The organism is Dictyobacter sp. Z7_2, assembly GCF_057551105.1.
The window spans coordinates 3,312,411-3,337,069 of the sequence record NZ_BAAJPE010000001.1; the positions used below are offsets into that span (position 1 = coordinate 3,312,411).

At 49.8% G+C, this 24,659-nt stretch carries 18 protein-coding genes; 11 read left to right on the top strand and 7 right to left on the bottom strand.

All coding sequences use genetic code 11. The features are described from left to right. The first annotated feature begins 42 nt into the window (after positions 1-42). The gene (locus AC27N8_RS13110; RefSeq protein ID WP_487067927.1) at positions 43-195 is read left to right on the top strand and encodes a hypothetical protein; all 153 of its coding nucleotides are present in this window, start codon (positions 43-45) and stop codon (positions 193-195) included. A 15-nt stretch (positions 196-210) separates the two neighbouring features. Here AC27N8_RS13110 and AC27N8_RS13115 read toward each other — a convergent pair whose 3' ends face one another. After that, positions 211-2,643 carry a reverse transcriptase domain-containing protein gene (locus tag AC27N8_RS13115; protein WP_487067679.1) on the bottom strand — a complete coding sequence of 811 codons (2,433 nt, stop codon included), beginning with the start codon at positions 2,641-2,643 and terminating at the stop codon, positions 211-213. 238 nt (positions 2,644-2,881) lie between these two features. On the opposite strand from AC27N8_RS13115, the gene AC27N8_RS13120 reads away from it, so the two are divergent. Further along, a complete protein-coding gene (locus AC27N8_RS13120) occupies positions 2,882-3,841 on the top strand; it encodes a hypothetical protein (protein WP_487067681.1) in 960 nt (319 codons plus the stop codon). Positions 3,842-3,888: 47 nt separating this feature from the next. Here AC27N8_RS13120 and AC27N8_RS13125 read toward each other — a convergent pair whose 3' ends face one another. After that, positions 3,889-5,286 (bottom strand): MFS transporter, encoded by a 1,398-nt coding sequence (locus AC27N8_RS13125; RefSeq protein WP_487067683.1) that lies wholly within the window; start codon positions 5,284-5,286, stop codon positions 3,889-3,891. A gap of 373 nt (positions 5,287-5,659) precedes the next feature. Here AC27N8_RS13125 and AC27N8_RS13130 point away from each other — a divergent pair, with 373 nt between their 5' ends. The 5 genes from AC27N8_RS13130 (at position 5,660) to AC27N8_RS13150 (ending at position 9,884) form a co-directional block, all read left to right on the top strand. Continuing rightward, the gene (locus tag AC27N8_RS13130) at positions 5,660-6,073 is read left to right on the top strand and encodes a GntR family transcriptional regulator (protein ID WP_487067685.1); all 414 of its coding nucleotides are present in this window, start codon (positions 5,660-5,662) and stop codon (positions 6,071-6,073) included. After that, complete coding sequence (locus tag AC27N8_RS13135) at positions 6,070-7,032, top strand: ABC transporter ATP-binding protein (protein ID WP_487067687.1); 963 nt, start codon at positions 6,070-6,072, stop codon at positions 7,030-7,032. The genes AC27N8_RS13130 and AC27N8_RS13135 overlap by 4 nt, the downstream gene beginning before the upstream one ends. Then, positions 7,029-7,781 carry an ABC transporter permease gene (locus AC27N8_RS13140; RefSeq protein WP_487067689.1) on the top strand — a complete coding sequence of 251 codons (753 nt, stop codon included), beginning with the start codon at positions 7,029-7,031 and terminating at the stop codon, positions 7,779-7,781. Before AC27N8_RS13135 ends, AC27N8_RS13140 begins: the two co-directional genes overlap by 4 nt. Before the next feature lie 106 nt (positions 7,782-7,887). Continuing rightward, the gene (locus AC27N8_RS13145; RefSeq protein WP_487067691.1) at positions 7,888-8,805 is read left to right on the top strand and encodes a CPBP family intramembrane glutamic endopeptidase; all 918 of its coding nucleotides are present in this window, start codon (positions 7,888-7,890) and stop codon (positions 8,803-8,805) included. Positions 8,806-8,957: 152 nt separating this feature from the next. Next, positions 8,958-9,884 (top strand): CPBP family intramembrane glutamic endopeptidase, encoded by a 927-nt coding sequence (locus AC27N8_RS13150; protein ID WP_487067693.1) that lies wholly within the window; start codon positions 8,958-8,960, stop codon positions 9,882-9,884. A gap of 66 nt (positions 9,885-9,950) precedes the next feature. On the opposite strand, the gene AC27N8_RS13155 is transcribed toward AC27N8_RS13150, so the two are convergent. The 3 genes from AC27N8_RS13155 to AC27N8_RS13165 all read right to left on the bottom strand — a co-directional run bounded on the left by AC27N8_RS13155 (position 9,951) and on the right by AC27N8_RS13165 (position 15,295). Then, positions 9,951-11,453 carry an APC family permease gene (locus tag AC27N8_RS13155; RefSeq protein ID WP_487067695.1) on the bottom strand — a complete coding sequence of 501 codons (1,503 nt, stop codon included), beginning with the start codon at positions 11,451-11,453 and terminating at the stop codon, positions 9,951-9,953. Between the two features lie 138 nt (positions 11,454-11,591). Continuing rightward, a complete protein-coding gene (locus AC27N8_RS13160; RefSeq protein WP_487067697.1) occupies positions 11,592-13,748 on the bottom strand; it encodes a S9 family peptidase in 2,157 nt (718 codons plus the stop codon). Between the two features lie 344 nt (positions 13,749-14,092). Further along, positions 14,093-15,295, bottom strand: a complete 1,203-nt coding sequence (locus tag AC27N8_RS13165; protein WP_487067699.1) for an NAD(P)/FAD-dependent oxidoreductase — start codon at positions 15,293-15,295, stop codon at positions 14,093-14,095. 397 nt (positions 15,296-15,692) lie between these two features. Here AC27N8_RS13165 and AC27N8_RS13170 point away from each other — a divergent pair, with 397 nt between their 5' ends. The 4 genes from AC27N8_RS13170 (at position 15,693) to AC27N8_RS13185 (ending at position 22,549) form a co-directional block, all read left to right on the top strand. Then, positions 15,693-18,605, top strand: a complete 2,913-nt coding sequence (locus AC27N8_RS13170) for a winged helix-turn-helix domain-containing protein (RefSeq protein WP_487067701.1) — start codon at positions 15,693-15,695, stop codon at positions 18,603-18,605. A 272-nt stretch (positions 18,606-18,877) separates the two neighbouring features. Then, the gene (locus AC27N8_RS13175) at positions 18,878-20,449 is read left to right on the top strand and encodes a multicopper oxidase family protein (protein ID WP_487067703.1); all 1,572 of its coding nucleotides are present in this window, start codon (positions 18,878-18,880) and stop codon (positions 20,447-20,449) included. After that, positions 20,449-20,916 (top strand): hypothetical protein, encoded by a 468-nt coding sequence (locus AC27N8_RS13180; protein ID WP_487067706.1) that lies wholly within the window; start codon positions 20,449-20,451, stop codon positions 20,914-20,916. Before AC27N8_RS13175 ends, AC27N8_RS13180 begins: the two co-directional genes overlap by 1 nt. Positions 20,917-21,247: 331 nt before the next feature. Next, positions 21,248-22,549 (top strand): SGNH/GDSL hydrolase family protein, encoded by a 1,302-nt coding sequence (locus AC27N8_RS13185; protein ID WP_487067708.1) that lies wholly within the window; start codon positions 21,248-21,250, stop codon positions 22,547-22,549. Between the two features lie 44 nt (positions 22,550-22,593). Here the strand turns inward: AC27N8_RS13185 and AC27N8_RS13190 are convergent, their stop codons facing one another. Continuing rightward, positions 22,594-23,544, bottom strand: a complete 951-nt coding sequence (locus tag AC27N8_RS13190; protein WP_487067710.1) for an MBL fold metallo-hydrolase — start codon at positions 23,542-23,544, stop codon at positions 22,594-22,596. Between the two features lie 220 nt (positions 23,545-23,764). Continuing rightward, positions 23,765-24,523, bottom strand: coding sequence for an SDR family oxidoreductase (locus AC27N8_RS13195; protein ID WP_487067712.1), 759 nt, complete (start codon positions 24,521-24,523; stop codon positions 23,765-23,767). Positions 24,524-24,659: the final 136 nt, after the last annotated feature.

A 24,659-nucleotide genomic window follows, 5' to 3' on the forward strand; every position in this document is an offset into this window, starting at 1 on the left:
AAACATGAGGTGCAAGGACGATAGGATAGACAAAAGGGATTTATTCATCCACGTGTAGGATCTCTCACCTTTGAACATAGTACCTTTCAGATCGAAGGCTCGCCCGGGTTGAAAATGGTGATCTATCTTCCGGCTGGCGAGGAGACAGCCGGAAAACTTGAACGGCTCGCTCGGAGTGTCACCGTTGTATCCTAACTCTCGAGAGTGTATTTAGAAGGGTATATCCATTGAGGCTGATGTGTCCTCATTCGAGACTGTTGCGTGCTTATAGTGCTGTAAGATAAGTTGTAGCGGCACCAGTTCCGTGATCAGGAAGCGAAATGAGCCCAGATGCTGGAGAATTTGCGGGCCGTAGAGATAGACGATCCAGCGCCAGTATGGTCCGAGCGTGGTCTGCCAGCTATTTCCCATCTCATTACTGCGCTGGATAAAGTCGTTCACCAGCATCTCCATCTTTTTGGTTTCTTCTGGCTCTTTCAACTCTACATGCCAGATGAACGAGGAATAGAGATGCATCCAGTCGCTAGAGTCGCTTTGCCAGGTCATGGTACGCTTTTCTGGCACAACTCTTTTTTTTGCAGCACTATGCGTCTCAGCATAACCCGCTGCCAGAACCATTGCCTGCGTTAAGCCACAACCACCGGCTGTAATCGGCCAGTAAAACCAGGCTTCGGGCAATGTCACAATGTGATCCTTTTCAGAAAAACGCTTCTGTATCTCGGTGCGGAGCGCCTCGAGCATACCATATCCTGGTTGAAAGAAATCCTGATGGAACAGAGCGACTACCTCTCCAATGCTACGTCGATGTTCCTCGCCCAGGTCTACTTCCATGGCAGTTGCCCTAATCAGTTGCTCTACATGTCGATTATAGATTTCAATCTGACTGAGGAGCGATGGGGCTTGTAAAACCTGCTCTCTGGCTTGCTGATGATAGGCTGCAAACGCCTGCATATCAACCTGCCATGCTCCATTGGAGTTTAATTTCATGAAGAGCCAGCCCGGTAGGGCGGTTGGTAGTTGGTCAGGGAGTTTTCCCTGGATACAGACTGCACCACATTTTTCCTGATTGATGGTGAGCCCCATCTCCTGACAAAAATCCTGCGTTGCTTGCCATGCCTGCATAATTGCATCTTCATTGGAGGTCAGGATGCAGATATCATCAACCATACGAATGATCTGCACTTGTGCACTTCGCAGTATATGCTGATCCAGTAAATGAAGCACCATTTCTCCTAGTGCATTTGAAATGCTGTGATTCAGCGGAACGCCACGTCGAAAACTAGTTTGCTCTTCATTCTGCTGAACGCGAACTTCCAGAAATGTACGAAAGAAGGCCAGGTGGCGTTGCGAAAAGCCATATCTTTCAAGCACGGCAAGCACAAGTTCGTGAGGAAGGGTGGGATAAAAATCTTTTAAGTCGAGCTTGAGTACATAAAGCGGAGCATCGGGAAAGGCTGCACGCATCAGCTCAATCTCGGCATTAATAAATTGCAGCGCTGATCCCATACTGTTTATCTGTGAGGACTGTTCATAGCCACTCAGTGTCGTACTACTTTCTAGTAGTTCTGTCCGCATCCTTTTCCGTGAAGTTACGATGGAGTAATAGCTACTTTCAAGATGGGTTTTCAACTTCTCCGCTGTCAGTGATGTGTCTGCATAGCTTATCAGGTTCTTCCAGATATCTCCATTGGCAAGGCGGTAGAGGTGAAGCCATTGGTCTGTGAGACTCTTCTCATCGTCTACTGAAGGTTCTTTGAGAAGTTCGTTCAGTTGGTGGATTCTTTCTTTACCTTCCTCTTCTAAAAATTCTTGAAAGACGGTTTGGAGTCGTGCGCCCAGTATCTCCAGGAAACACTCCGTAAAGAGGTCATAGCTGATAAATAAGCGCCATTTGCTCATTGACCAGAGTGGAAAAGCGCTGACCCCATCTTCAGGCCAATCCCACTCGTCAAGATGTGTAAGGAGGATCGAGAGGGCATCAGCCATATCTTTGCATAAAACGCTGTCCTGTGCCAGGCTCTTTGCCTGCCCACGGATCGAGGTGGTGCTGTCATGACTGTTCTGGAGATGTGCAAGGGCCGTATCTACTTCTGTGCTGTTAATGCGGCGGCTTAAGATATCTCCTGCTTTCTGCTGGAACCATGTGGCAATATTTTTCCCCATAAAATTGCGATCGGCAAAGAGTGTATCCAGCAGGTTATGGTCAAGCCGGGTCTCTGGAGGATGGCTGGCCAACGCCAAGAAATGCTTGGAAGCTTCAATACTGGTAGGATCGGGAGTTATCGGCTGGCTTTTCTCCTGAATCCATTCCTGTTGCAAGGCTCCAAAAATATAGATCAGTTCTGAACGTAAACGGCCCTGTGACAGCTCCTGTGTCAGTTGCGAGTGCCAGAAAGAGATGGTCTCGTCCGAAAGTCGTGGACCGTTGAGTAGCGGTTCCAGGTTTGCGACGTCAGGATGGAGGGCGATTTCGAGCATTTTGACCTTTTGCAGGCCGGTAAAGAGTGTCTGTAATTGCTGCATCTTTCCCTGACTCTGCTCTACTTGCAGCACTAAATCCTCATATGTTTGAAAAAAACGAGACCTTTGTTGGTGTAGCTCCTGTAACTTTATTTGTGCAATGCGAGATTCCGTATTTGTCATTATTGTCATTTTTCTCCCTGTTTATATGTAATAGAGTACTCTCAGCTTATTCTGTTTGCTCTATTATAATCCGGAAAATCACGATCATTACCAACAATTTGGCACAAATTATGAGGGCGCTTGACGTTTCCCGCTACTGTACGTACAATTTATAGTACGCCTCCGTCGTAATGAATTGTATTCGTGATGGATGCATGTTGATGCTGTATTTTTTTTTGGAAAGGATGCCTCATATACTGTGCCTGATCTCTTGAGTACGCACCCCTGGGAACAGCATGATCCCTACAGTCTGACTATTCCCAAACATCCTGTGTATCTGATGCATGAACAACGCAGTGCCCTTGATCTTCTGGTAACTCCCCCCACACATGAGGTACAGAAGGCTATGATCCAAGCGTACCAGGAAAATAAGGCGCCGGGTGTTGCTCCCGTGTTTCTACTGCATGCCGAAAGTATGCAGACAGAGAAAACCAAGAATATGCAATTGTTTGCCTGGCATCTGCAACAGCAGGGACAACGAGTCCTTTTTTTGATTCCGCAAAACGGGATTGAGGATGAAGCCTTACGGGGAACAGATGCAGAGTGGGGCTATATTGTGAGTCGGGCGTTTACTGAACGCAAAACAGCTGCTCTGATTGTACGTTCAAATAGCCTTCACCAGATCTGTCGTCAGCTGGCACAGCATCAGATTACGCCTGCGACGACGGACGTTATTTGCATCGATGAGATACAGCTCTGCACGAATCAGACACCGCTCGAAGCGGTACGAGGACTAATGGAACTTCAGCAGGCAGGTTTCACACTGATCATTAATGGGATTGATTACGATTTTAAGGCAGATATGTTCAGCCATATGCATCATTTGTTACTCATGTCGCGTTTTTTGCCAGGCTGGTATACGTTTCATCTGACAACCATGTGTCAGCATTGTCCTCATCCCGCGCACGGCTCGCGTCGTGTGCTCACTTTTCCCGATGGGCGTCAGCAAATTGCTGATGCGACCTCTCCGATTATCATGCCTGGCTTCAGCAATTATTATGCTGTCTGCGATATATTTCACAAATCCTGCTCACGTCTGGATGCTCAACAGGAGCATGTGCGACCGCCTTTACCGACCATGCTGACACATGAGCAGATACAGCAGGTCGCATGGATGCGGGAGATGATGGATCAATTTAGTATCCGCTTGAAGCTGTAATTAGCTGCTCTCCCGCATAGGTACAAATGAACTTAGATTGCTTCTTCTTAAACTACCTCACTACTCTGCGGTAGGTTTCGATAGCTGCGCAGGTAGAGCAAACCACCTAGAATTACGATGAGTGAAAAAATAATCAATACATTACAGTAGGCGAATGCTTTCGGGTTACTGCTTACAGAAAAAATTCTCAATGCTAACCATTTGCCGTCCAGAACTTTACCCACCAGAGCTGTGCCGATCGCCCCCGAAATGATGCTGATTAGATTAAACAAGCCCATCCCCACTCCAATTTTATGAACTGGGAGTGTCTGAGAAATGCTGTTGACCAGAGCTGTTTGAAACAGGGAAAATCCCACATATAACAGGAGGAGAGAGGCTGAAATTAACCAGGGAGAAATGGTCATCAGGAGAGCGATCAGGATCAGACTGGCGATAAGCAAGCTCAGCCCAATCACCACAACAAATGTATTTCCTCTGCGGTCAGCCAGACTGCCACCGATGGGACCAAATATAACAGAACTAATAGCTCCTGGAAACAAAATCAGACCGATTTCACTGGTATTCAGACCATATATATCGTGAAGCATCAGAGGAATCACGAATAAGATGCCAATCACGATAGAGAACAGGGTGAAGCCAACAATCACGCCATTGCGAAACAAACGGTTTTTGAACAGAGAGGACTCAATGAATGGATTTTTGATTGTGCGCATGCTGATGATAAAGCCGGCAAGTAAGAGCACAAAGGCGGCCAGGTAGTACCAATCACTGAATGTGAGGTAGACCATAAGGACACCAATAGTGAGCCCAATCAGCGTCGCACCGATAATGTCCACACTTCCTTCTCCCGGCTCATCTTCGGGCAATCCTTTTCTGAGAAACGGAATGGCAATCAGGGTAAAGAGCGGAATCACAAAGAGAAGCGACCAATGAAGAGATCCTGAAACGAAACCACCAATAACTGGACCAAGGCCGATACCAAAGGACACAGTGGCTGTAATCAGGCCGAAGATCTTACCGCGTTCGGTCGGCGGGAAGTAGCGGGCAACGACGACAAAGATCAAGGCTGGAATCGCCGAGGCACCAATTCCTTGTACCGCTCGCGCTACGATGATCAAAAGATATGATGATTGAAATATAAAACCAATCATTGAGCCGACGTTATAGATGATAATGCCGATAACAATTAAGCGTTTCAGGCTGTAGATATCAGAGAGCTTACCATAAATAATCGAAAAGATACCGAAGAAGATCATGAAAATCGTCATGACCCAGCTAACACCAGACAAACCCAGCGAGAACTGTGCGGCGATTTTGGGGGTGGCTACATTGAAAACCGTTTCGTTGAGGATGGCAAAAAAGATCAGGTAAATGATCCATGGAATCAGTTGTCTGGCATATGTAGACGTTTCAACTATCGGTCTATCCATTTCAATCTGTTTCATACATATCCTTTAATGTATAGAGTGTATGTTACAACACGGAAACTACATGTCACATGCTAAAGGAATTCTTTTTCTTGCTTTTCTTTTCGGAAATGTTAATATGCTAGAGTGCCCTTGACAAAGAAAGAAGACGATTTCCTGGCCTTTTATGGCGAGTTGAAAAGTTTTAATCCCCTCTACCTCTTCACTTTGAGTATCTTCTGCTCGGGATTGAAACGTTCAAATAAGCGCATCCTATCATAGTGATACAACATTCAGAACGTTTTTGTCCAGATGATTTGTTGCTTTGTTTCTCCCCTTGACAGCCTCACCTTTTTATTGTATTATCTGAATGTGTCAGTGTTATGATACATTAACAGATAAGGACAATAACATGGCGATCTGGTTGCATGTCAATATACATAGTGGTGTTCCAATCTATGTACAGTTGATTGAACAGATTCAGCACGCTTTGGACGTGGGTACTCTCTCTCCGGGAGATTCATTACCATCGGTACGTGAACTGGCCAGCGAGTTGTCAATTGCGCCTAATACGATCGTTAAGGCCTACAACGAACTTCAGAGAATGGGCCTGATTGAGAGTCGAGCGGGCAAAGGAACTGTGGTACTCGGCGAAGTACAGGAGACTTTACGGGCGCAACAGCAAGAGACACTGATAGAGCGTCTCCGTGCGGTAGTACACGATGCTAGCAAATTAGAGCTGAGTGTGGAGATGTTGAGGGTCCATTTTGAAAATGCCGTTAAGCAGTTCTTTCCTGAATCGCCACGGCCAGGAGATAAGACATGAACGAATATGCGTCCGGGACGCAGGGTGAGAAGACTCGACCTCAACCCTCCAGTCAGATGGCCATTGAGGTCGAGAATCTGACCGTCACTTACGGGGCAGAACCGGTTCTTGACGCGCTGAACCTGGAGGTGCCTGCTGGCTCGATCTGTGGTTTTTTGGGAGCCAATGGGGCTGGCAAGACAACCACGATCAAAACCCTGCTTGGGTTCCGGGCACCTGATAGTGGCAGGGCAAGTGTGCTGGGCTATGATGTGGTTAGCCAACAGAAAGAGATGCATATGAAAGTGGGCTATGTCAGCGAGACAAATAGTCTTTACGACTTCTTAAATGTCCCACAATTATGCCGTCTCTCTCGTGACATGCACCAGCGTTGGAATCAGGGCGTCGTCGACCGCTATATTCAGATGTTTGAATTGCCATTGAATAAGCGTATCAAGCACTTCTCCAAAGGGATGAAATCGCAATTAGCTCTCTGTCTCGCGTTGGGTAACGATCCCGATTTACTAATTCTGGACGAGCCAACAACGGGGCTAGATCCGGTAGCGCGTCAAACTTTCCTTTCGGTATTGATTCAGGAGGTCGCAGCGGCGGGCAAGACGGTCTTTTTCTCTTCGCACATTCTCTCAGAAATCGAGACAATTGCGGACCGTGTAGCAGTTCTTCATCATGGCACTATCGTGCTCAGTGACGAGCTTGATCATTTACGTACCCTTCAGAAAGTGTTGCGTCTTACATACGTGGACCAGCCGCCGCAGGAGGAGATGACGGTTCTAAGACACCTTCCGGGCGTGCATCAGCTTGAGCAGGAAGGACGTACCGTGCGTCTGCGCATTGAAGGAGATGCCGATGCGCTTACTGGAGCCATTCAGTCACATCCGTATGCGTTGCTCGATCTGGAGGTAAACGTGGTTCGTCTTGATGAGTTGCTACTTGAGTATATCAAAGGAGATGGAGTTTGAAAACGAAAGAGGTGTTGGAAGCACGCTGGAAAATAATCACCTTTGCCTTGCTAGTTTTATTCGGGTCTGCCGGGAATGCAGCTTTGTATCCATTTAATCCAGGCGCGTCGGCAGAGGATAGCGGAGTTCCCTCCATAATCCAGAATCTGGCGCCAGCGCATCTTGAGAATAACTTCAACTTATTCGTCTGGGAGAGCTGGTTTGCAACGAATGGACCATTTCTCCTGGCGCTCTTCGCTGCCATTCTTGGAGGCGGGCTGATTGCTAATGAAGTGAGTAAAGGAACCATCTTCTTTCTGCTTAGTAAACCAGTTAGTCGAGAAAATATTCTTCTGACCAAGTATGGGGTGAGTGCCGGGTTACTTCTGGCTGCCAGTATCCTTGGTAGTGTAGGTCTTGCAATTGCGAGCATTATATTGGGATATCCAATAGTTTTGCTGGATCTGCTTGTGGCAACGGGTCTTCTCTGGCTTGCCTCGTTGTTCCCGTTGGGACTGGCACTTTTGTTCTCTCTGTTCTCATCTGATAGCTTCCGTCCGGTGATTTTCTCACTGCTGATAACGCTGGCGTTTATCCTGTTACCGCCATTGCTGCCCAATGGTCTGAATTGGAGTCTCGGGCACTACTGGAACAATCTGGATGCCTACCGGGCGGGCAGTTTTCCAGTGAAGGAATATATCATATGCCTCGTGATGGCGGCGGTACCCCTGTGTATTGCTCTCGTCGTGTTTCGTCGTAAGGCTTATTAGTTACAAAGCTTATTAGTCGTAAAGTCCATAAAGATATAAGGTTGTGGTGAGTACTCCGAAAAGGAAAGTCATCACCACTGCCTCACTAAGAATAAGGAGTTTTCTTATGAACGTCTCATCGTCCAGTCATACGGTCATGCCTTCGTCAGGAGGGATACGGCAATTTATGCAGCGTCATCCCCTGATCTGCTACTTTTTGATGGCGTATGGTTTTAGCTGGTTGGCCTGGATACCCTTTGTGCTTTCTCTAGATGGCCTGGGTTTATTGCCAGTGCATCTTACTCAACTGGGGACGCTTCCCGGAGCATATCTGGGGCCACTGCTGTCAGGCTTTCTGATGACAGCTGCTACGGAAGGAAAACCTGGTGTACGTCGCCTGTGGCGGCGCATGATACAGTGGAGGGTGGGTTTTCAGTGGTATCTGATGGCCATCTTTGGCATTCCGGCTATTATCATACTGGGATCGATTGTGCTTCCCGGAGGGAGCGGAGTGCTTCATATCAATTTTTCACAGCTCGTTTTATTCTACCCCGTGCTCTTAATCGTAGAAATACTCACGAGCGGGCTGGCAGAGGAACCCGGATGGAGAGGTTTTGCGTTGCCTCGCTTGCAGCAAAACTATGGTCCTTTGCTGGCAAGCGTGATACTTGGAGTGTTGTGGCAATGCTGGCATCTGCCCCTATACCTGACGAGCTGGGGAAATGGAGCAGATGGTGTGGCGATCGTTCTGGCGATCATTTCAAATATAGGGCTGACAATTGTCATCACGTGGGTCTTTAATCACGCGAGAGGAAGTCTGCTGATAACAATCCTGATGCACGCAGCCCTTGATGCCTTCGGTTCCACTATCGTGTTGACTAGCGCTTCAGCACAATGGATGCTGGCAAATGCTGATCGGGCTCTGCTGGTCGGCTTTGGTGTGGTCGCGTTGCTCCTGGTTGTCGTAACACGCGGCCGTCTGGGATACCAGAGAGTTTCCTCCCCCTCTGATACGATAGCAACTTCTGACAATGGTAAGCCTTAACGGGCTTACCAATTGCCGCATATTCATCCCTTCTGTTTGATATGTCTTCTCATTGTTCTTCGTATAGTCTACGTAGTGATACAAGCTGTGGTCGTATGTGCTCTTTTTCGAGTGAACATCCCTCCAGCCTCTCAAATATAAGGAGCTTTTATATGAACATCTCGTCGTCCAGTCGTACGGTTGTACCTTCGTCAGGAGGGATACGGCAATTTATGCAGCGTCATCCCCTGATCTGCTACTTTTTGATGGCGTATGGTTTTAGTTGGTTGGCCTGGGTGCCCTATATACTTTCGCTGGATGGTCTGGGCTTGTTGCCAGTGCATCTTACCCAACTCGGCATTCTTCCCGGGGCGTATCTGGGACCACTGCTGTCAGGCTTTCTGATGACGGCTGCCACGGAAGGCAAGCCCGGCGTAGGTAGACTGTTAAGGCGCTTTGTACTGTGGCGTGTAGGTTTTCAGTGGTACCTGTTTGCACTCCTGGGTATTCCAGTCATTCTTGTACTGGGATTCCTGGTGCAGCCAGGAGCGCTGGCGACATTTCATCCAGATTTTTCACAACTTGCTTTATACTTTCCTGTGCTCTTGATCCTGGAAATACTCACGAGCGGGCTGGCAGAGGAGCCAGGATGGCGTGGCTTTGCACTCCCTCGCCTGCAAAAGCAGCTTGGTCCCTTGTGGGGAAGTGTCCTTCTCGGCCTATTGTGGGGAGGCTGGCATATACCTTTGTTCCTTACTGCCTGGGGGAGTAGTGGGGATGTGCTTGGCATCTGCGCGTTCATCCTTGGAACTGTGAGTATCGCTGTCGTGATAAGCTGGGTATTCAATCACACGCGAGAAAGTTTGCTAATAGCGATCCTGATCCATGCAACCGTTGATGCCTGTACCTCTACGGCCGCTGCGACGAACCTCTTTCCAGAGCAATGGATGCAACAGCATGAGAATCTGGCTTTGATGATTGGACTCGGGGTAGCCGCGCTGGTGCTCATAGTGGTGACACGCGGTCGTCTGGGTTATCAGCGCGTGGCCTCGCCTTCTGAGGCGGCAACGGCCTCCGATGGATCTGAAAGGAATTTCTGAAATCTATGTCGGGATTTGTTCTAGCCGCTAGAGCAAATCCCGAAGCACACGGAAAGCAGAGATTCTTTAAGAACCGGTTACCTCTGCAATGATCTCGTCGTCGCTGGCATCTGTCTTTCCTGTAGCCTGGCCGATGAAGAAGAGTCCGATCCCGGCGACCAGCGAGAGTAGTCCGATGCCTCCAATCCACCAGAGCCACTGCTGATAGGAGACGAGCGTTGTCCAGGGACCAGTGAAAATGACATAGACTCCAAACGCGCTGGCGATCAGGCCGAGTACCGAACAGAGGTAGAAGACCCAATCCGGTGCCAGTCGGGCACGCGTAAAGGCCTCATGGAATTTGTAGCGGATGATAATGACATCCACAAAGAGAATCACCATCGAGATACACCAGATGACTGTTACTGAGGCTTGCAGGATATCATAGATAACCGTGGACAGCTCGGTCGCCTTTAATCCCGTATTCAGTACCAGAGGGGCGATGATAAATGCGATGGATGTGATGACAGCAGCAATCACGCTTTGCACCAGTACAGCCACCCAGGGGACTTTATTCGCGTTCACCTTACTGATAAATGCAGGGAGGCGGCGATCAAGACCAGACACAAAGAGCAGGCGACCAAAGGAGTAGTTGTATACAGCGGTGTTAAAGAGGAAGAAACCAATAAAGATGATGTTGACAAGAATGCCAAGAATGGAACCAAGCGGGCCGAAACCGAGCGTGACTGCTTCAGCAATGGCGGCCGGGCTCCCTTGATCTTTTAATGGCACCGCAACCATAACTCCGAATGTCCCGAGGAGGTAAGCAGCCATAACGACGACCGAGCCCCACAGGAGGTAGCGCGTAATGGAGCGTACTTCGTTGATCTCGACGCCCATGTTGAGTGGTACTTCGATACCCAGCAGCGCCAGAATGACCGTTCCATAGAAAGTAATCGTGCCGCCTGTGGGGAGCCAGTGTGGGGGAGAGTAATCAACAGGTGCGGCGTGACCGCCAAGAAATGAAAGTAAACCAGCCAGACCAATTAAGGCGATTGCACCTCCATAGGCAACGAAAATAATATTTACAAAGTTTTGCGTGACTCGGAAACGCAGAATGGAGAGAAATAGCGAGAAGGCGATAACCAGGATGATGACCAGACCTTGCTGCCAGGACTCGGTGAGGAAGCTGGCGTTTAGTTGTTGAAGCAATGAAACAACGGCATCTCCGGTGGCGATCATCACCAGGATGCCGGGCCACCACGCACAGAAACCCGCGAAGAAACCAACAAACGCTCCAAACGCTTTCGTTGTCCAGATATAAATGGAGCCCTCGCCGGGAAACATTAGACCAAGTTGTCCGGTGACAATTGCACCAGGAATGAGGAATGTTAAAAATCCCAGGCCCCAATAAATATACGCTGCTGGGCCTGCTCCACCTGCCATGACTGCCGCGTTGCTGATAAAAAGGACGATGGCGACAAAAATGGCAACCATGTCAAATGAATTGAGCACTTTGGGAAGGATGCCTCCTGCAATACGTTCGGAGCGCAAAACGGTCTGGTCGCTGTTACCTGTAACTGCTGCCATGTAGTGTTTACCTCCCTTTCATCGAAGGTGTGGAATAAACATTATGCCTTTATATTACATTATTAGCGAGCTTTTTTGTAGTGAGGAGGGAATAGAGCATATCAGATGTATCTAATATGCTCTTTGATCTTTGTTTCTCTACAGGTGACGTTCCAGGAACGCTATCAGTCGCTGCTCCAGATACTCAAGATGGGCGGGATTGCGTGGCATATGACGCGCTTCGGGGAAGAGTATCAGTTCATAGTCACGTGCAGCCGCTGCCAGAGCGTCGACCAGCCGTATAGTATGGCGAGCATGCACATTTTCGTCTACCAGGCCATGGATGAGCATTAATTTACTTACCAGCTTCTCGGCATAGGGAAGCACTGAGCTGGTCATATAGCCAGAGGCATTGGTGTTTAGTTGTCCCATGTAGTGCTCGGTATAGTGGGTATCATATCCTTCCCAGAAAGTGACTGGAGCTCCTGCAATGCCAGCTTTGAATACTTCTGGCGCTTGCAAGAGGGCCTTGCAGACCATATATCCACCGTAGCTCCAACCATAGATACCTACGCGTTCGCGATCAACGTAAGGGCGTTTGGCCAGGAAGCGTACTCCCTCTATCTGATCATCAACTTCGATGCCTCCCAGGGAGTGCGCGACTGCTGCCTCGAAGTCCAGACCGCGATCTGCGCTGCCGCGGTTGTCGACTTTTAGTACGACAAAGCCCTGTTGGGCCAGATATTGGGCTCGCAGATCTACGGTGAGAGACCAGGTGCTGGTTACTGTCTGCGCGTGCGGGCCTCCATAGACGGATACCACCAGCGGTCGTGGTTGACCTTCAGATCGTGTGCGCTCTGAAGCATAGATCGCTGCGTAGAGCAATGTGCCATCGCTCGTGTGGAAGCTGGTGATTTCAGGTATCGCAAGTCCAAGTGTCGTAGGGGTGATGCTTTCATTCTCGAATAGGAGGGTTTGCTCCTTTCCATCAATCAGACTGCGCAATGTCAGGCGAGGCGGCTGGGCAGGACTCTGCCAGGTGTCGACGAAAAAGCGTCGATCCGGCGAGATGACGGTGTTATGCCAGCCTGACTCCTGTGTCAGGCGTCGCGGTGGACCACCATCAAGCGAGGCGGCATAGAGATGCCGCTCCAGGGGTCCCTCGCCAGTGCTCTGGAAATAGATGAGGCGTTGATCCTCGTCGATGGCCAGCAGGCTGGTTACCATCCATGCTCCCTCGGTCAGGGTGCGTATCTCGCGTCCGTCGCGATCGTGAAGAGAAAGATGACGGAAGCCAGTACGCTCACTCGACCAGAGAAATTCACCTGAGCGCAGAAAACGGAGGTCGTCGTGCAGGTTAAGCCAGGGCTGCCCCTGCTCCTGGATGAGTGTCGTGGCAGCGCCGGTCAGAGAATCAAAGGTGACTAACCTCTGACTGCACTGATCACGCTCCTGGATGAGCGCCACCAACTTGCCATCGGGTCGCCAGGCCACACGTGCCAGATAGATATCGTCGTTTGCGCCCAGATCCATCCAGGTAACATCCTCTGGACGTCCGTCCACTGCCACAACGCCCAGTTGTACCGTGACATTGCGCATGCCTGTAAAGGGATAGCGATGCTCTTCTACCGTGACGTGCTCTGTTCCCTGGTGCACGATAGGATAGCGGGGAATATGACGACTGTCTGCGCGTACAAAGGCTACGTGTGTACCGTCGGGATGCCACCAATAGCCTTCCAGACGTTCCATCTCCTCCTGGGCGATGTATTCCGCCAGGCCGTTAGTGATACCATCCTCCGCGCCGCTGGTGAGTGCTCGCGGTTGCCCGGTGCCATCGGTCTTGAGACTATAAAGCTCATCAGAGCGCACAAAAGCTACATGTGAGCCATCCGAGCTGAGTCGTGCGTCGATGGCTCCCTCACTGTTTGGAAGGGGCGTCAGGTTTTCCTCGCCTCGCGCAATATAAAGTCGTCCATCAAAGGGGATAAGCAGGATACGTGGCGCGTCTTCGGTTCCCTGAACGAATTGGTAGCTGGTAACACCCAGCGCACGTTGTCGACTGCGCTCACGCCGCAGTTCCTCGTCAAGAGAGCGCGGGCTGGAAGAACTTGTGGTGCCACTCGCTAGCTTCGTTATCTGGTGGCGCTCTCCACTGCTTACATCATAGGCCCATAATTCCTGAGCAAGCGAGCCCGCTGCACTCAGCAAATATGTGACCTGCTGGCTGTTGGGAGAGAATGCGATACCGTTTGGTGCATCCATACCGGGACGCGGATAATGTGCAACGTCCTTTAAGGATAGCTGATTGTCTGTCATCTCTTCCCTCCTATAAAATCTTTATGTCCCTTTAGTACAGCGTGTTTACTCATAGTGGCTCTTTCTTTTGAGAAAAAATCTGGCGTTTTTCTCTCTATTATATCAGTGAAGTGCCTCACGCGTTTGGCCGTTATGTACTTAAAATACCTGGATAATTAGCGAGATAAGTGTGCATGAAGGTGAGCCAGGTACGTCATTGGCAGACATAGATCATTGCAGGAGAAGCGGCGGCCAGAGGTTCTTAGAGAAAGCTTCCCTCAGGAAGCAAATGCTCGGGGACACGAGCCAGCATTGCTTCCTGATCCTCTTGCGTCAGAAAAAATTGAGGTGTTAACTGTGCCTTTTTAATGGCTCTGGGCTATGATACGTCCTACGTTATCTGGTGCGAGAAATTCTGGGATGGGAATCGTGCCAGCAAGGGCACCGAAGAAGCGATTTGTTTCTGCCTGATTCGTGCTGAGTGCTGCAAACAACTGCTGTATTTCCGGCGCTGGTGCCTCAAATGTTGCTAGTTGCCAGTTAAGTTCGTAGCGGGGGATGTCGTTCTGATTGCGTTTTTGTTCGTAGCCAGCCAATGCCTCCTCTAAAGGTTGGCGTCCGCTGAAGCCAGCATCAATGGCTTCAGCAACCAGTTGCGCGCTGGAGAAGGCGTCCGAAATTCCCTGTGCCAGATAGGGATCTTTATGGTAACCGGCATCGCCTACCAATGCCCAACCAGGGCCGTAAGGCTTGCGAAAGAAGTTTGGGATATCTGTCATTCCTTGAAAACGTTCTGTGCGCGTTGCGTTGCGTACACGCGCGGCCAATTCAGGTACCAGATCAAGTGTTTTCATGAAGTTGCGGGCGATATCGGTCCGAAATTCTGATAACTCCTCTTTAGGGAATTGAAATCCAATCGCGGTCTGATGATTATTGGTTGGGAAGACGACAATCAAACGAGGGCCGCGTATGTAGATGGTGATATTTTCAACGGTGAGATCGCTAAAGTAGGTAATATAGGCACAGGTGAGCGGCGACTTGATCTGATATTTGGGCGCCTGAACCGCTTGTGCCAGAATTGAATAGAGTCCATCAGCTCCAATGACGATTTTGGCGTGTTCTATGACTTCTCTGCCATCTGAGCTACGGCCACGGATGCCTGTTACCTGGTCACCTTCCATAAGAATTTCCTGAACGAGGAAACCCTCTCGCAGTTCTGCTCCAGACTCTACGGCAGCGTCGGCGAGAATCTTGTCCAGGATGCCACGTCGAGGTGCGATGAGGGCAACGCTTTCAAATTGCCCATGCAGGCTGAGTGCACCGAGATCGAAGAGTATGTCGTAGATGGGAGGGCTGTTCGAAGCGATCACACGCTCTAGCAGATTCCATTGTTTGAGCAGATGGATGCCTGCGGTCTGAATAACATGGCCTTTGGGAACTTCACTGGGAAATGTGGCTTTCTCCAGCAATAAAACACGATAGCCCTGACGTGCCAACAGCATAGCAGTCGGCGAACCGGCACAGCGTGCACCAATTACGATAGCATCATAGGGATCAGCCTGTTGCATTTTTTTTCTCCTGAAGAGCAATAAATCGATATAAGCAGATGAGGCGTACTGCATATTTGATGGATGGTTTGCTGGTGATACATTCTAATAATGATTATCTCCTTTATTAGAGAACTCTGCTGCGCTTTTCTTTTTGTGGCTGGCTTTTGGGAGAAACAGGGAAATATTTACGAGTCAGTCATCTATTGCTTGATAAGCTAATGCCCAGAAAGAGACGCTTGGCGGGTTGGGGGAGACCAGGTAGCACGGGCTCATGAGGATGGTGGCCATCTCTTCTTTTGGCACTGAAGAAGCTCTAAAAGTCATGTTTTCGTTACCCTATATGCATGCATGTGTATATAATACAAGATGCAGAGATGTAGGCGATATAAAAGTATTTATCAGGTTGAGGAGGCCCATGCCTAAGCGCACAACGTATAGATTGAGACGGCTGGAGGAGCAGCAGAATGATGGGATAATGGATCTGATGCCGCTCCTGATATCGAAGCTGCATCCGCCACATCTTCCCGCGGCGCTGGTGGTACGTCCAAATGTGCTGGCCCAACTCGATGCAGGGATGACTCACAAACTTACCCTGCTCTCAACTCCGGCAGGCTTTGGCAAAACGACTGCGGTTACTCACTGGTTGACCGAGCGCCAGATATATCATAGCTCGACTGTGTCGCAAATGCCTGCTGGAGCTCCTTCTCTAGCAACTCGTCATAGTGCCTGGGTGACACTGGATGAAGGAGATAACGATCCTGTGCGTTTCTGGCGCTATATTATTGCGGCCTGCCAGTGCTTTCAAGCCGATCTTGGGCACAATTCCCTGACATTGCTCTGCTCCTCGTCTCAGTCACCTTTTGAGCCACATGTGCAGGAAATGGTGCTGACTTTTCTGCTCAATGACATCACAGAGCATGTCAGCCATGGATTGCTCATTCTCGATGATTATCACGTCATTACCGAGTCGCGCATCCATGATATGCTGATCTTTTTTCTTGATCATCTGCCTGCATCGCTACGCGTCATACTTCTGACACGCAGCGAGCCGCCACTGCCGCTGGTTCGTTGGAGGGCTAGCGGTGAACTGCACGATATTCATACCTTTGATTTGCGCTTTTCCCCTGAGGAAACTGCTACTTTTCTGCAACAGGGAGTATCTTCATGGCTGCCAGCGAAATTGTCGTATGAAGCGATTGGGCAATTAGCTAGAGGTATGGAAGGTTGGATTACGGGACTCCGCTTGCTTCTGCTTGCATTGCCCCGACAGGCGGGACGAGACGATTTAGAGAGGCATATGATACTCCGGACGAACAGCTCCGAGCGCCTCAATGGTCATCCAGCAATGTATCCTCCGCGCGTCGTGATTGAGTATTTTGTGACAGAAGTTTTGAATGCTCAACCGCAGCCATTACAACATTTCCTACTCCAAACCTGTATCCTTGGTCGCCTCACCGGTTCGCTTTGCGATACCGTGACAGGGCAACAGGATAGTGCCAGGATGCTTGGTATGGTGGAGCGAGCCGGGCTCTTTCTCGAAGCGTTGGAAGGAGCAGAACAGATGGGGCCGTGGTATCGCTATCATACTCTTTTTGCAGAAGCGGTGCGTAGAGAGGCTCTGGTACGTTTGGGAGAAGAGCGGTTGCGTACGTTAGCGTTGTCGGCGAGCCACTGGTATGAGCAGCATGATATGTTGACAGAGGCGGTCGATGCTGCCTTGAGTGCCCAGGCGTTTGAACGGGCGGCCTTCCTGATTGAATACATCTATGAAACAGCGAGTTTTTATGAGATGCATACTCTCTTGCATTGGATGGGCAAGATTCCAGAAGCGGTTCTGACCCAGCATCCTGAGCTGTATTTTCACGAGGCCAGAGCGCTTCTCTCTACCGCAGCTGAGAATGAAGCCATTCCGCCTAAATTGGGGCGTATAAACGAGCGACTTCAACTGGCCGAGGAGGCGTGGCGAGCTAAAGGAAATCGTGCCAGGCTTGGCGAGGTCTTTGCTTCTCATGCGATGAGTGTCTGGTCGCGGGGAGAAATTCGGAAGGCCGGGGAATATGCGCGTCAGGCGCTTGATATGCTGCCCACACAGCGAGGGGAGAGTAGCTGGAGACAAGAGCGATTGGAGAAGCTTGAGTGGCGTAGTGTCTGTCTGGCCATCGTTGGTGCGGATATTATAGGGGAAGGTAGCCTGGATGAGGCTCGTCAGGTGCTTCATGAGGCTCGTGCGTGTAGCAATTTTCCCGCCATTACACGTGTAGAGACTTTACTGTTTGCCTCGATTCTCCAGATGCAGGGCGAACTCTCTCATTCGTCTGAATACATCCTACAGGTACTCTCTGAGGCTAGAGCAGAGCAGGATTGGGGTGATATGACTTCTGCATTGCATAGATTGATGGACATTGCGTATGAATGGAATGACCTGACAACAATGGAGCAGCGGGCCAGGGAATTAGATGAGATGGATACGCCGTCTCCTAAAGGAGAGCAGCGCGAAATGAACTATTTTTATCATGCCTTGTTGCATCTTCTACGAGGCGAGCCGAAAGAAGCTCAACAGCAATTGACGGCAGTACTGGCACGTATGGAGGTAATCCAGTCGCCGACTGTTTGGCCGCTGCTTTTTGAGGTACAGAGATGGCAGATCCGATTGCAAATTGCCGCGGGCGATGTCGCAGCGGCACAGCGTAGCCTGCTAGCTTTGAGTCGCCACAAGCAGTACTTTTCCGGACTCTATCAGGAGCGATGGCAGCTATTACAGGCACGTCTCTTGCTGGCGCAGGGAGAACCTCAGACCGCCCTCTTGCAACTTGAGGCATTGCTGCCTATCGTACGTGCCAAGCAACGTACTCGTGAGGCACTGGAGATTCAAGTGCAGATGGCGCTGGCCTATGCTGGTTGCAAACAAGGGCAGGAGGCCCGGCAGATGCTTCGGCAGGTGCTGGCGCAAACACAGGGTGAGAACTATCGGCGCCTCTTCCTCGATGAGGGTAAGCCGTTGGTTGTTTTACTTCGTTCGCTGCTTCCCACGTTGCAGGAAAAGGTATTGCGTACCTATGGGCAGTATATAATACAGGCTTTTCACGAGATGGCAGCGGAGGACAGCCCCCCGATATTACCCACGGCTCTGCCTGTTGAGCCGCTCTCAGCTCAGGAGCGGCGGGTATTGCGGCTCCTGATTGCGGGGCAGACTAATCCTCAGATGGCGCGTGAACTGGTTGTGTCGGTGAATACGATCAAAGATCATGTCAAGAACCTTTATCGCAAGCTTCACGTGAGCAATCGTTTGGAGGCGAGCGAGACGGCTCGTCGCCTGAATCTCTGCTGAAAAACCCTTTCGTGCTTCTCCCAATCAAACGTTCTCTGAGAGTTCTGCCTTGATTCGTCAGGCAGAACTCTCAGAGATAGGAAGCCCTCTTCAAGCGCTACCCCCAAAACCACCTCATACAACTACCCAGGTGGAGGATGTCTTATCACCCGTTTGCTTTCTATACTTCTAGCTGAGCAGTAAAAACGTCTCCATGAGAGCGCTACAGGGGGACTTATTCACTCACGAGTAGTAAAAATGAGAGCGCCAGCGCTTTCAGAGAAAGATAGAGAATGATGAGAAAAATTACACGACGACAGGTTCTCAAAGGGGGAGTAATTGGCACAGCTGGTCTGATCCTCCCTCTTAGTGTTGTACAGTGTTCTCTCACTAAGGTGAAAACAATCGAAGCGACGACGAGTCCAGCAGTGAAATCCTTTCAAGTTCCGCTGCCTATTCCTCCGGTACTGAAACCTGTGCGCAGCGATGCAGAAGCTGATTACTATGAGATCACGCAGAAGCCAGGAATTGCTCATATTCTTCCTGGCCTTTCCACTCCCATTTGGGGATATAACGGCATCTTCCCTGGACCAACAATTGAGGCAAGAAGTGGGCGCAAGGCTATCGTACACCAGATCAACGAATTGCCAGTTCCGGTCTCGACGCACCTCCATGGAGGCATTACGGCACCAGATAGCGATGGGCATGCGATGGATTTCATTTTACCCAAAGATGCTTCACCTTTTCAGGCGAGCCTCACCAACGACGAGATGCGCCAATTTATGTCATCATCCGGCACAGGTAGCTCGCTCCATATGCACATGAAGCAGACGAAGGATTATGTATATCCCAATGTCCAGCGTGCAAGCATCCATTGGTATCACGATCATCGCATGGATTTTACCGGACCGCAGATCTACCGAGGATTGGCTGGCTTTTACCTGATCCGAGATACGGTGGAGGATGCTCTCCCTTTGCCTAAAGGCGACCATGATATCCCTCTTATGATTACTGATCATACCTTTAACGCTGATGGCTCGTTTTTTTATCCCTCGCTTGATGCTACATTGACGACAACTCCCGGCGTGGTAGGCAAATACAGCAGCGGCATGTTAGGCGACACTATCCTGGTGAACGGAGCAGTCCAGCCGTTTCTGGAAGTGTCGAATACGAAATATCGTTTTCGCTTGCTCAATGCCTCGAATGCTCGCGTTTATCAATTAGAACTTAGTTCTCAACAGCCTATTACACAAATTGGTAGCGATGGAGGACTACTTCCTGCTCCAGCTGCGCTTCAGACGCTGCGCATTGCTCCTGCCGAGCGCTTTGATATTGTGATTGATTTTGCTCAGTATCCTGTTGGTTCAAAGATCACCCTTAAAAACTCGTTGGGTACGGGAGGTACGGGGGATATCATGCGCTTTGATGTCGTTCGCCAGGCCAAAGATGAGAGCTCAATTCCAACGACCTTAGCGTCTTTTGAGCGGCTTGATGCTAGCAATGCTTCAATCACGCGCACCTTTAAATTTACGCAAGGGCTGGGAATGTGGTTGATCAATGGGAAGCCCTTTGATCCAAATCGGGTTGACGCGACTCCTCGCCTTGGCGCAACCGAGATCTGGGAATTCGTGAGCGATAATATTCACCCTGTCCATATGCATCTGGTCAATTTTCAGGTGCTGAGTCGCGATGGACGAGCTCCTGATCCAGAAGATGCAGGCTACAAGGATACTGTATTTCTAAAATCCAAAGAGTTGGTGCGTGTGATTACACGATTTGAGGGCTCGCGAGGACTCTATATGTTCCACTGTCACAATGCTGAGCACGAAGATATGCGTATGATGAGTCAATTCGAGGTAATATAATGAGCGATAATCAGACATCATGGCCACAAAACACCACGTATTCATCAAGTTCCTTACATGCTGTACGTACAGGCAAGCATAATCATCTTGCAGGGCAAAAGAAAATAATAAGCTATGTGGGAGCAGGTTTGTGCTTTATTTCAGAGGTAATTCATCTCTGTCTCTTACCTCAGCAGTACGAAGCCTTTTTTATCTATGGCCTCATCTTTTTATGCATTGCCATGGTTGAGGGCATTATTGGAGGCAATCTCCTGTTTGAGCCTCGTCGTCGCCTTATATATTTTGGTCTATGGATGAATGCACTCTTCGTCGTACTCTACATTTTTACCCATACTATTGGAGTTGTGGTTGGATTTGCGTTTCTTCCTCTGTCTATCGATGTCTGGGGGGGAGGCGCGACACTGGCTGAGAGTCTTGTTGTCGTTGTCCTGTTATTCCTTCGGCGCGATATGTCTCGTATCCGGTAATGGAAGGTGCAAAAAGGGATAAGTACGAGTTGTTCTCAACTCAGCTATAGTGTATATTGTATGTGTATACATGGATGTATGAGACGTTTGAGAGTAGACTTTACATGAGGTTTTTTCGTATCTCAATCGCTTTTTTGGCTCTTCGAGGTAGAAGAGGAGTTCTTCGTGTCTCACGCTCCCCAACACGTGCGGTGCTACTTGCTACCAACGCTCTTCGTCGGGTTCGATCGGTCTCTACTTCCATGTGTGGCAAAATGGCCGTTGCTCGTCAAGATCTTTTGACGGCTCTAGAGCGGAATACTGTAATGGCATATGAAAGGATTTTTTTGTCATGCAAGCAGTTAACCAATCGATTTTGCGCGTGGCAGGAGTACTTTGTCTGGCTTTCTGTCTGGTTTTCCTCTACTGCATCCCTGCGCCTTCCTCAGCCCATGCTGCTTCTACCCCGGTCAAGATTATGCCTCTGGGCGATTCAATCACGTATGGGACGAACTCCTCTAATGGGGGCGGCTATCGCACCCCTCTCTGGAACGATCTGGTTTCGCAGGGCGCTGCTGTGGATTTTGTGGGTTCGCAGCAGGCTGGTCCGGCGAATTCTGATCTGGATAATGAAGGGCATCCCGGATGGAGGATTGATCAACTTTCCACGAATATTGTTGGTTGGCTGACGACCTATCAGCCACAGATTATTTTGTTGCATATTGGCACGAATGATATCTTGCAAAATTATGATGTGTCCAATGCACCAACGCGTTTGAGCCAACTCGTCAATCAGATTACGGCGACCTTACCCTCTGCAACTCTGTTTGTGGCGCAGATCATTCCGATCAATTCAAGCTCAAACTCGGCGGTACAGAGCTATAACTCGACTATTCCGGGTATCGTACAAGCGGCGGGCTCGCATGTGCATCTTGTGGATATGTATGATGCGGTCTCTCCCAGCCTGCTGCCAGATAATATTCATCCCAATGACGCTGGCTATGGGCTGATGGCGAATGTCTGGCATACCGCACTTCTTCCATTCCTGTCGCTGAGTGGCCAGAGCAGTGCCTTCTCGACGAATTTTGAGAATGGCTCTCCTCAGCCGACTTCCACTAATCTGTCAGATACGGGAGTCTATCCTGCTGGTAGCGTGGCGAATGTGACTGGCGTCTGCTGTAGCTTGACCGGCCCGGAGTTGGGAACACGTAATGAGACCGCTCATGGCGGGACGACCGCTCTGCTCTATTCAGGGAGTGCGACAAATAACAACGGAACCGATTTTGCTTATCTGGTTGGTTTCGATCTGAGTGGCTTGAACCTGGTGGTTGGTACGTCGACGACGCTCTCCTACTGGATCTATCCTCAGACCGCCTATTCCACTGGCAGCAATAGTACGTGCGTGAGCGTCGATCTGATCTTTCGCGATGGTTCCAATTTGCGCGACTCGGGGGCACTGGATCAGCATGGCAATTCCATTCATCCTGTTGGTCAGTGTACTCATCTGACTTTGGATAGCTGGAATGTGGTAACGGTAAATCTTGGAGCTTATGTTAATGGGAAGACGATTCAGCGTCTGGATGTTGGCTATGATCAGCCTTCCCATACTGGTGGTTATCGTGGCTACCTCGACGATATCAAGATTGCTGGATAAAATATCCACCCTATAAAACTATCTCATATGGTGCTTATGAAGGCCTACATTTTGGCAAGTGGTGCCATTTGAGCAAATAGGCTGATCATGTCAGGTGGGGTCTGATCGTTGCTGAGCTCGCGATAGATTGTGGCGACGTTGACAACGATGCGCTCTCCATCTGACCATGTTGCATAGCGATCCATGGGGATATCTCTGGCTGCATCCAGGGCGGACATCCCGGCGGCGTAACGTGTGCTTGCCTCGTCGAAGATGTATTGAAGGTAATTTTTGACGTCGGCGACTCCTTGTTTGTCAGTGATCGGGCCGTGACCCGGGACAATAGTTTCAACATCCAGGGCCAGGATGCGATCGCAGGCACGTAGCCAGTTGCTGGTGGGGCCAGCCCACATGATAGGCTGAGAGCCGACGAAGAGGATATCCCCGGTGAAGACGACACGTTCGTCTGGCAGATAGACGATTGTGTCTCCGCGTGTGTGTGCCGGGCCGACTTCAAGAAGCTGGATTTGTTTGTCTCCAACCTGGACTGTGGTCTCGCCTTCGAACGTCTTGTTGGGGGGCGTGAGCGTAATATTGTCGAAGTTAAACGCTCCGAAGGCGTGGAGGATGAACTCTCCGATCTGACCGAGATGGGGCGCCTGCTTGATCAACATCGCCATTTGCTCTGCCTGGATGCCTTCGACCATCTCGTCGGCGGTCTTCTGCGAGGCAATGATCTGTGCGTCTCCAACCAGTTGGTTGCCATAGCAGTGATCACCATTGGCATGCGTATTGACAACCATGTCGATGTGCGATGCGGCATTGACTGAGTGGCGCATCGTCTCCAACATATCTTGAGTCAATTTCAGGTCGTAGAGAGTATCGACGAGAAGTGAGGCTTCCCCATCGGCGATCAGCCCCGCGTTGCTCCAGCCCCATGATCCGTCAGGCTGTAAGTAGGCATAGCTGGAATTGCCTAGTTTGTGTAGTCCTCTGGTATGTTGCCATTTGCTCATGTGAGTTCTCCTGCTTCAAATAAAATAACTGTAGAAGTATTATAAAGTAGTGGAGGATTATTTGTAATGTCGTTTGTAGTCGATTTGCGGTCGTTTCTATCACATATCCGTTTTGAATACATGTATGAAGAAGTCTTTTGGGGTGAGGTAAGGACCGACTCTTTGATCATGCGATCAAGTCAATTGGTCAATGGAGTCGGTCAGGTTGCGTGGTGACGAATTATTGGGCGACTCCTCCACCATCAACGGGCATGGCAATACCTGTGACCAGGGATGCTTCATCAGAGCAGAGCCAGGCAGCCGCGTTAGCTATCTCTTGAGCCGTCCCAATGCGGCCGATTGGTTGTGCCTGGAGCAGGAGAGTAATCATATCGGGATCGGGGGCAGGTCCCAGGATAGGCGTATCAATCAGGCCGGGACAGACTGCATTGATGCGAATGCCCACTTTGGCGTACTCAAGGGCAACTGCTTTGGTTAATCCAACAACTCCATGTTTGCTGGCTACGTAGGCCGTCAGGCCGGGTAAAGCAATCAGTCCGGCTGCTGAAGAAGTATTGACGATCGCTCCTTTTCCTCCTTGTTTGAGTATTTGCTGGATTTCGTATTTCATACAGAGCCAGACGCCCTTGAGGTTGATGGCGAGAACACGGTCAAAGATCTCTTCACTATAGTCGGCGATGGCAGTGGTGTCTCCTGCGATGCCTGCATTGTTGTGCGCGTAGTCGAGGTGTCCATAGGTATCGACCGTGGCCCGCACCAGTGCTTCGACTTGCTCTGCCTGGGAAATATCGGCCTTGATAAATGTAGCCTGTCCATCGGCTGCTTGAATCAAGCGCACCGTTTCCTGTCCACCTTCGGTGTTAATGTCGGAGACAACAACCTGTGCTCCCTCTTGAGCGAATTTTTGAGCCGATGCTCTTCCAATGCCCGAGCCAGCCCCAGTAATCAGTGCTACTTTGCCTGCAAACCAGTTTGACATAGGGAATTCTCCTTTATCGCTTGTGAAGGGTAGTCAATCTCGTATAATAACTTCCCTCCATAGCATACATTACCTTGAAATGCATTGCTATAGAAAATAATATATATGATCTCTATAGCAATGCTGGTTAGTACTG

What these genes read in the sequence shown, in the direction of transcription:
- AC27N8_RS13115 (WP_487067679.1), bottom strand. Translation starts at nt 2,643, where the DNA reads ATGACAAATACGGAATCTCGCATTGCACAAATAAAGTTACAGGAGCTA.
- AC27N8_RS13125 (WP_487067683.1), bottom strand. Translation starts at nt 5,286, where the DNA reads ATGAAACAGATTGAAATGGATAGACCGATAGTTGAAACGTCTACATAT.
- AC27N8_RS13130 (WP_487067685.1), top strand. Translation starts at nt 5,660, where the DNA reads ATGGCGATCTGGTTGCATGTCAATATACATAGTGGTGTTCCAATCTAT.
- AC27N8_RS13135 (WP_487067687.1), top strand. Translation starts at nt 6,070, where the DNA reads ATGAACGAATATGCGTCCGGGACGCAGGGTGAGAAGACTCGACCTCAA.
- AC27N8_RS13145 (WP_487067691.1), top strand. Translation starts at nt 7,888, where the DNA reads ATGAACGTCTCATCGTCCAGTCATACGGTCATGCCTTCGTCAGGAGGG.
- AC27N8_RS13150 (WP_487067693.1), top strand. Translation starts at nt 8,958, where the DNA reads ATGAACATCTCGTCGTCCAGTCGTACGGTTGTACCTTCGTCAGGAGGG.
- AC27N8_RS13155 (WP_487067695.1), bottom strand. Translation starts at nt 11,453, where the DNA reads ATGGCAGCAGTTACAGGTAACAGCGACCAGACCGTTTTGCGCTCCGAA.
- AC27N8_RS13160 (WP_487067697.1), bottom strand. Translation starts at nt 13,748, where the DNA reads ATGACAGACAATCAGCTATCCTTAAAGGACGTTGCACATTATCCGCGT.
- AC27N8_RS13165 (WP_487067699.1), bottom strand. Translation starts at nt 15,295, where the DNA reads ATGCAACAGGCTGATCCCTATGATGCTATCGTAATTGGTGCACGCTGT.
- AC27N8_RS13170 (WP_487067701.1), top strand. Translation starts at nt 15,693, where the DNA reads ATGCCTAAGCGCACAACGTATAGATTGAGACGGCTGGAGGAGCAGCAG.
- AC27N8_RS13175 (WP_487067703.1), top strand. Translation starts at nt 18,878, where the DNA reads ATGATGAGAAAAATTACACGACGACAGGTTCTCAAAGGGGGAGTAATT.
- AC27N8_RS13180 (WP_487067706.1), top strand. Translation starts at nt 20,449, where the DNA reads ATGAGCGATAATCAGACATCATGGCCACAAAACACCACGTATTCATCA.
- AC27N8_RS13185 (WP_487067708.1), top strand. Translation starts at nt 21,248, where the DNA reads ATGCAAGCAGTTAACCAATCGATTTTGCGCGTGGCAGGAGTACTTTGT.
- AC27N8_RS13190 (WP_487067710.1), bottom strand. Translation starts at nt 23,544, where the DNA reads ATGAGCAAATGGCAACATACCAGAGGACTACACAAACTAGGCAATTCC.
- AC27N8_RS13195 (WP_487067712.1), bottom strand. Translation starts at nt 24,523, where the DNA reads ATGTCAAACTGGTTTGCAGGCAAAGTAGCACTGATTACTGGGGCTGGC.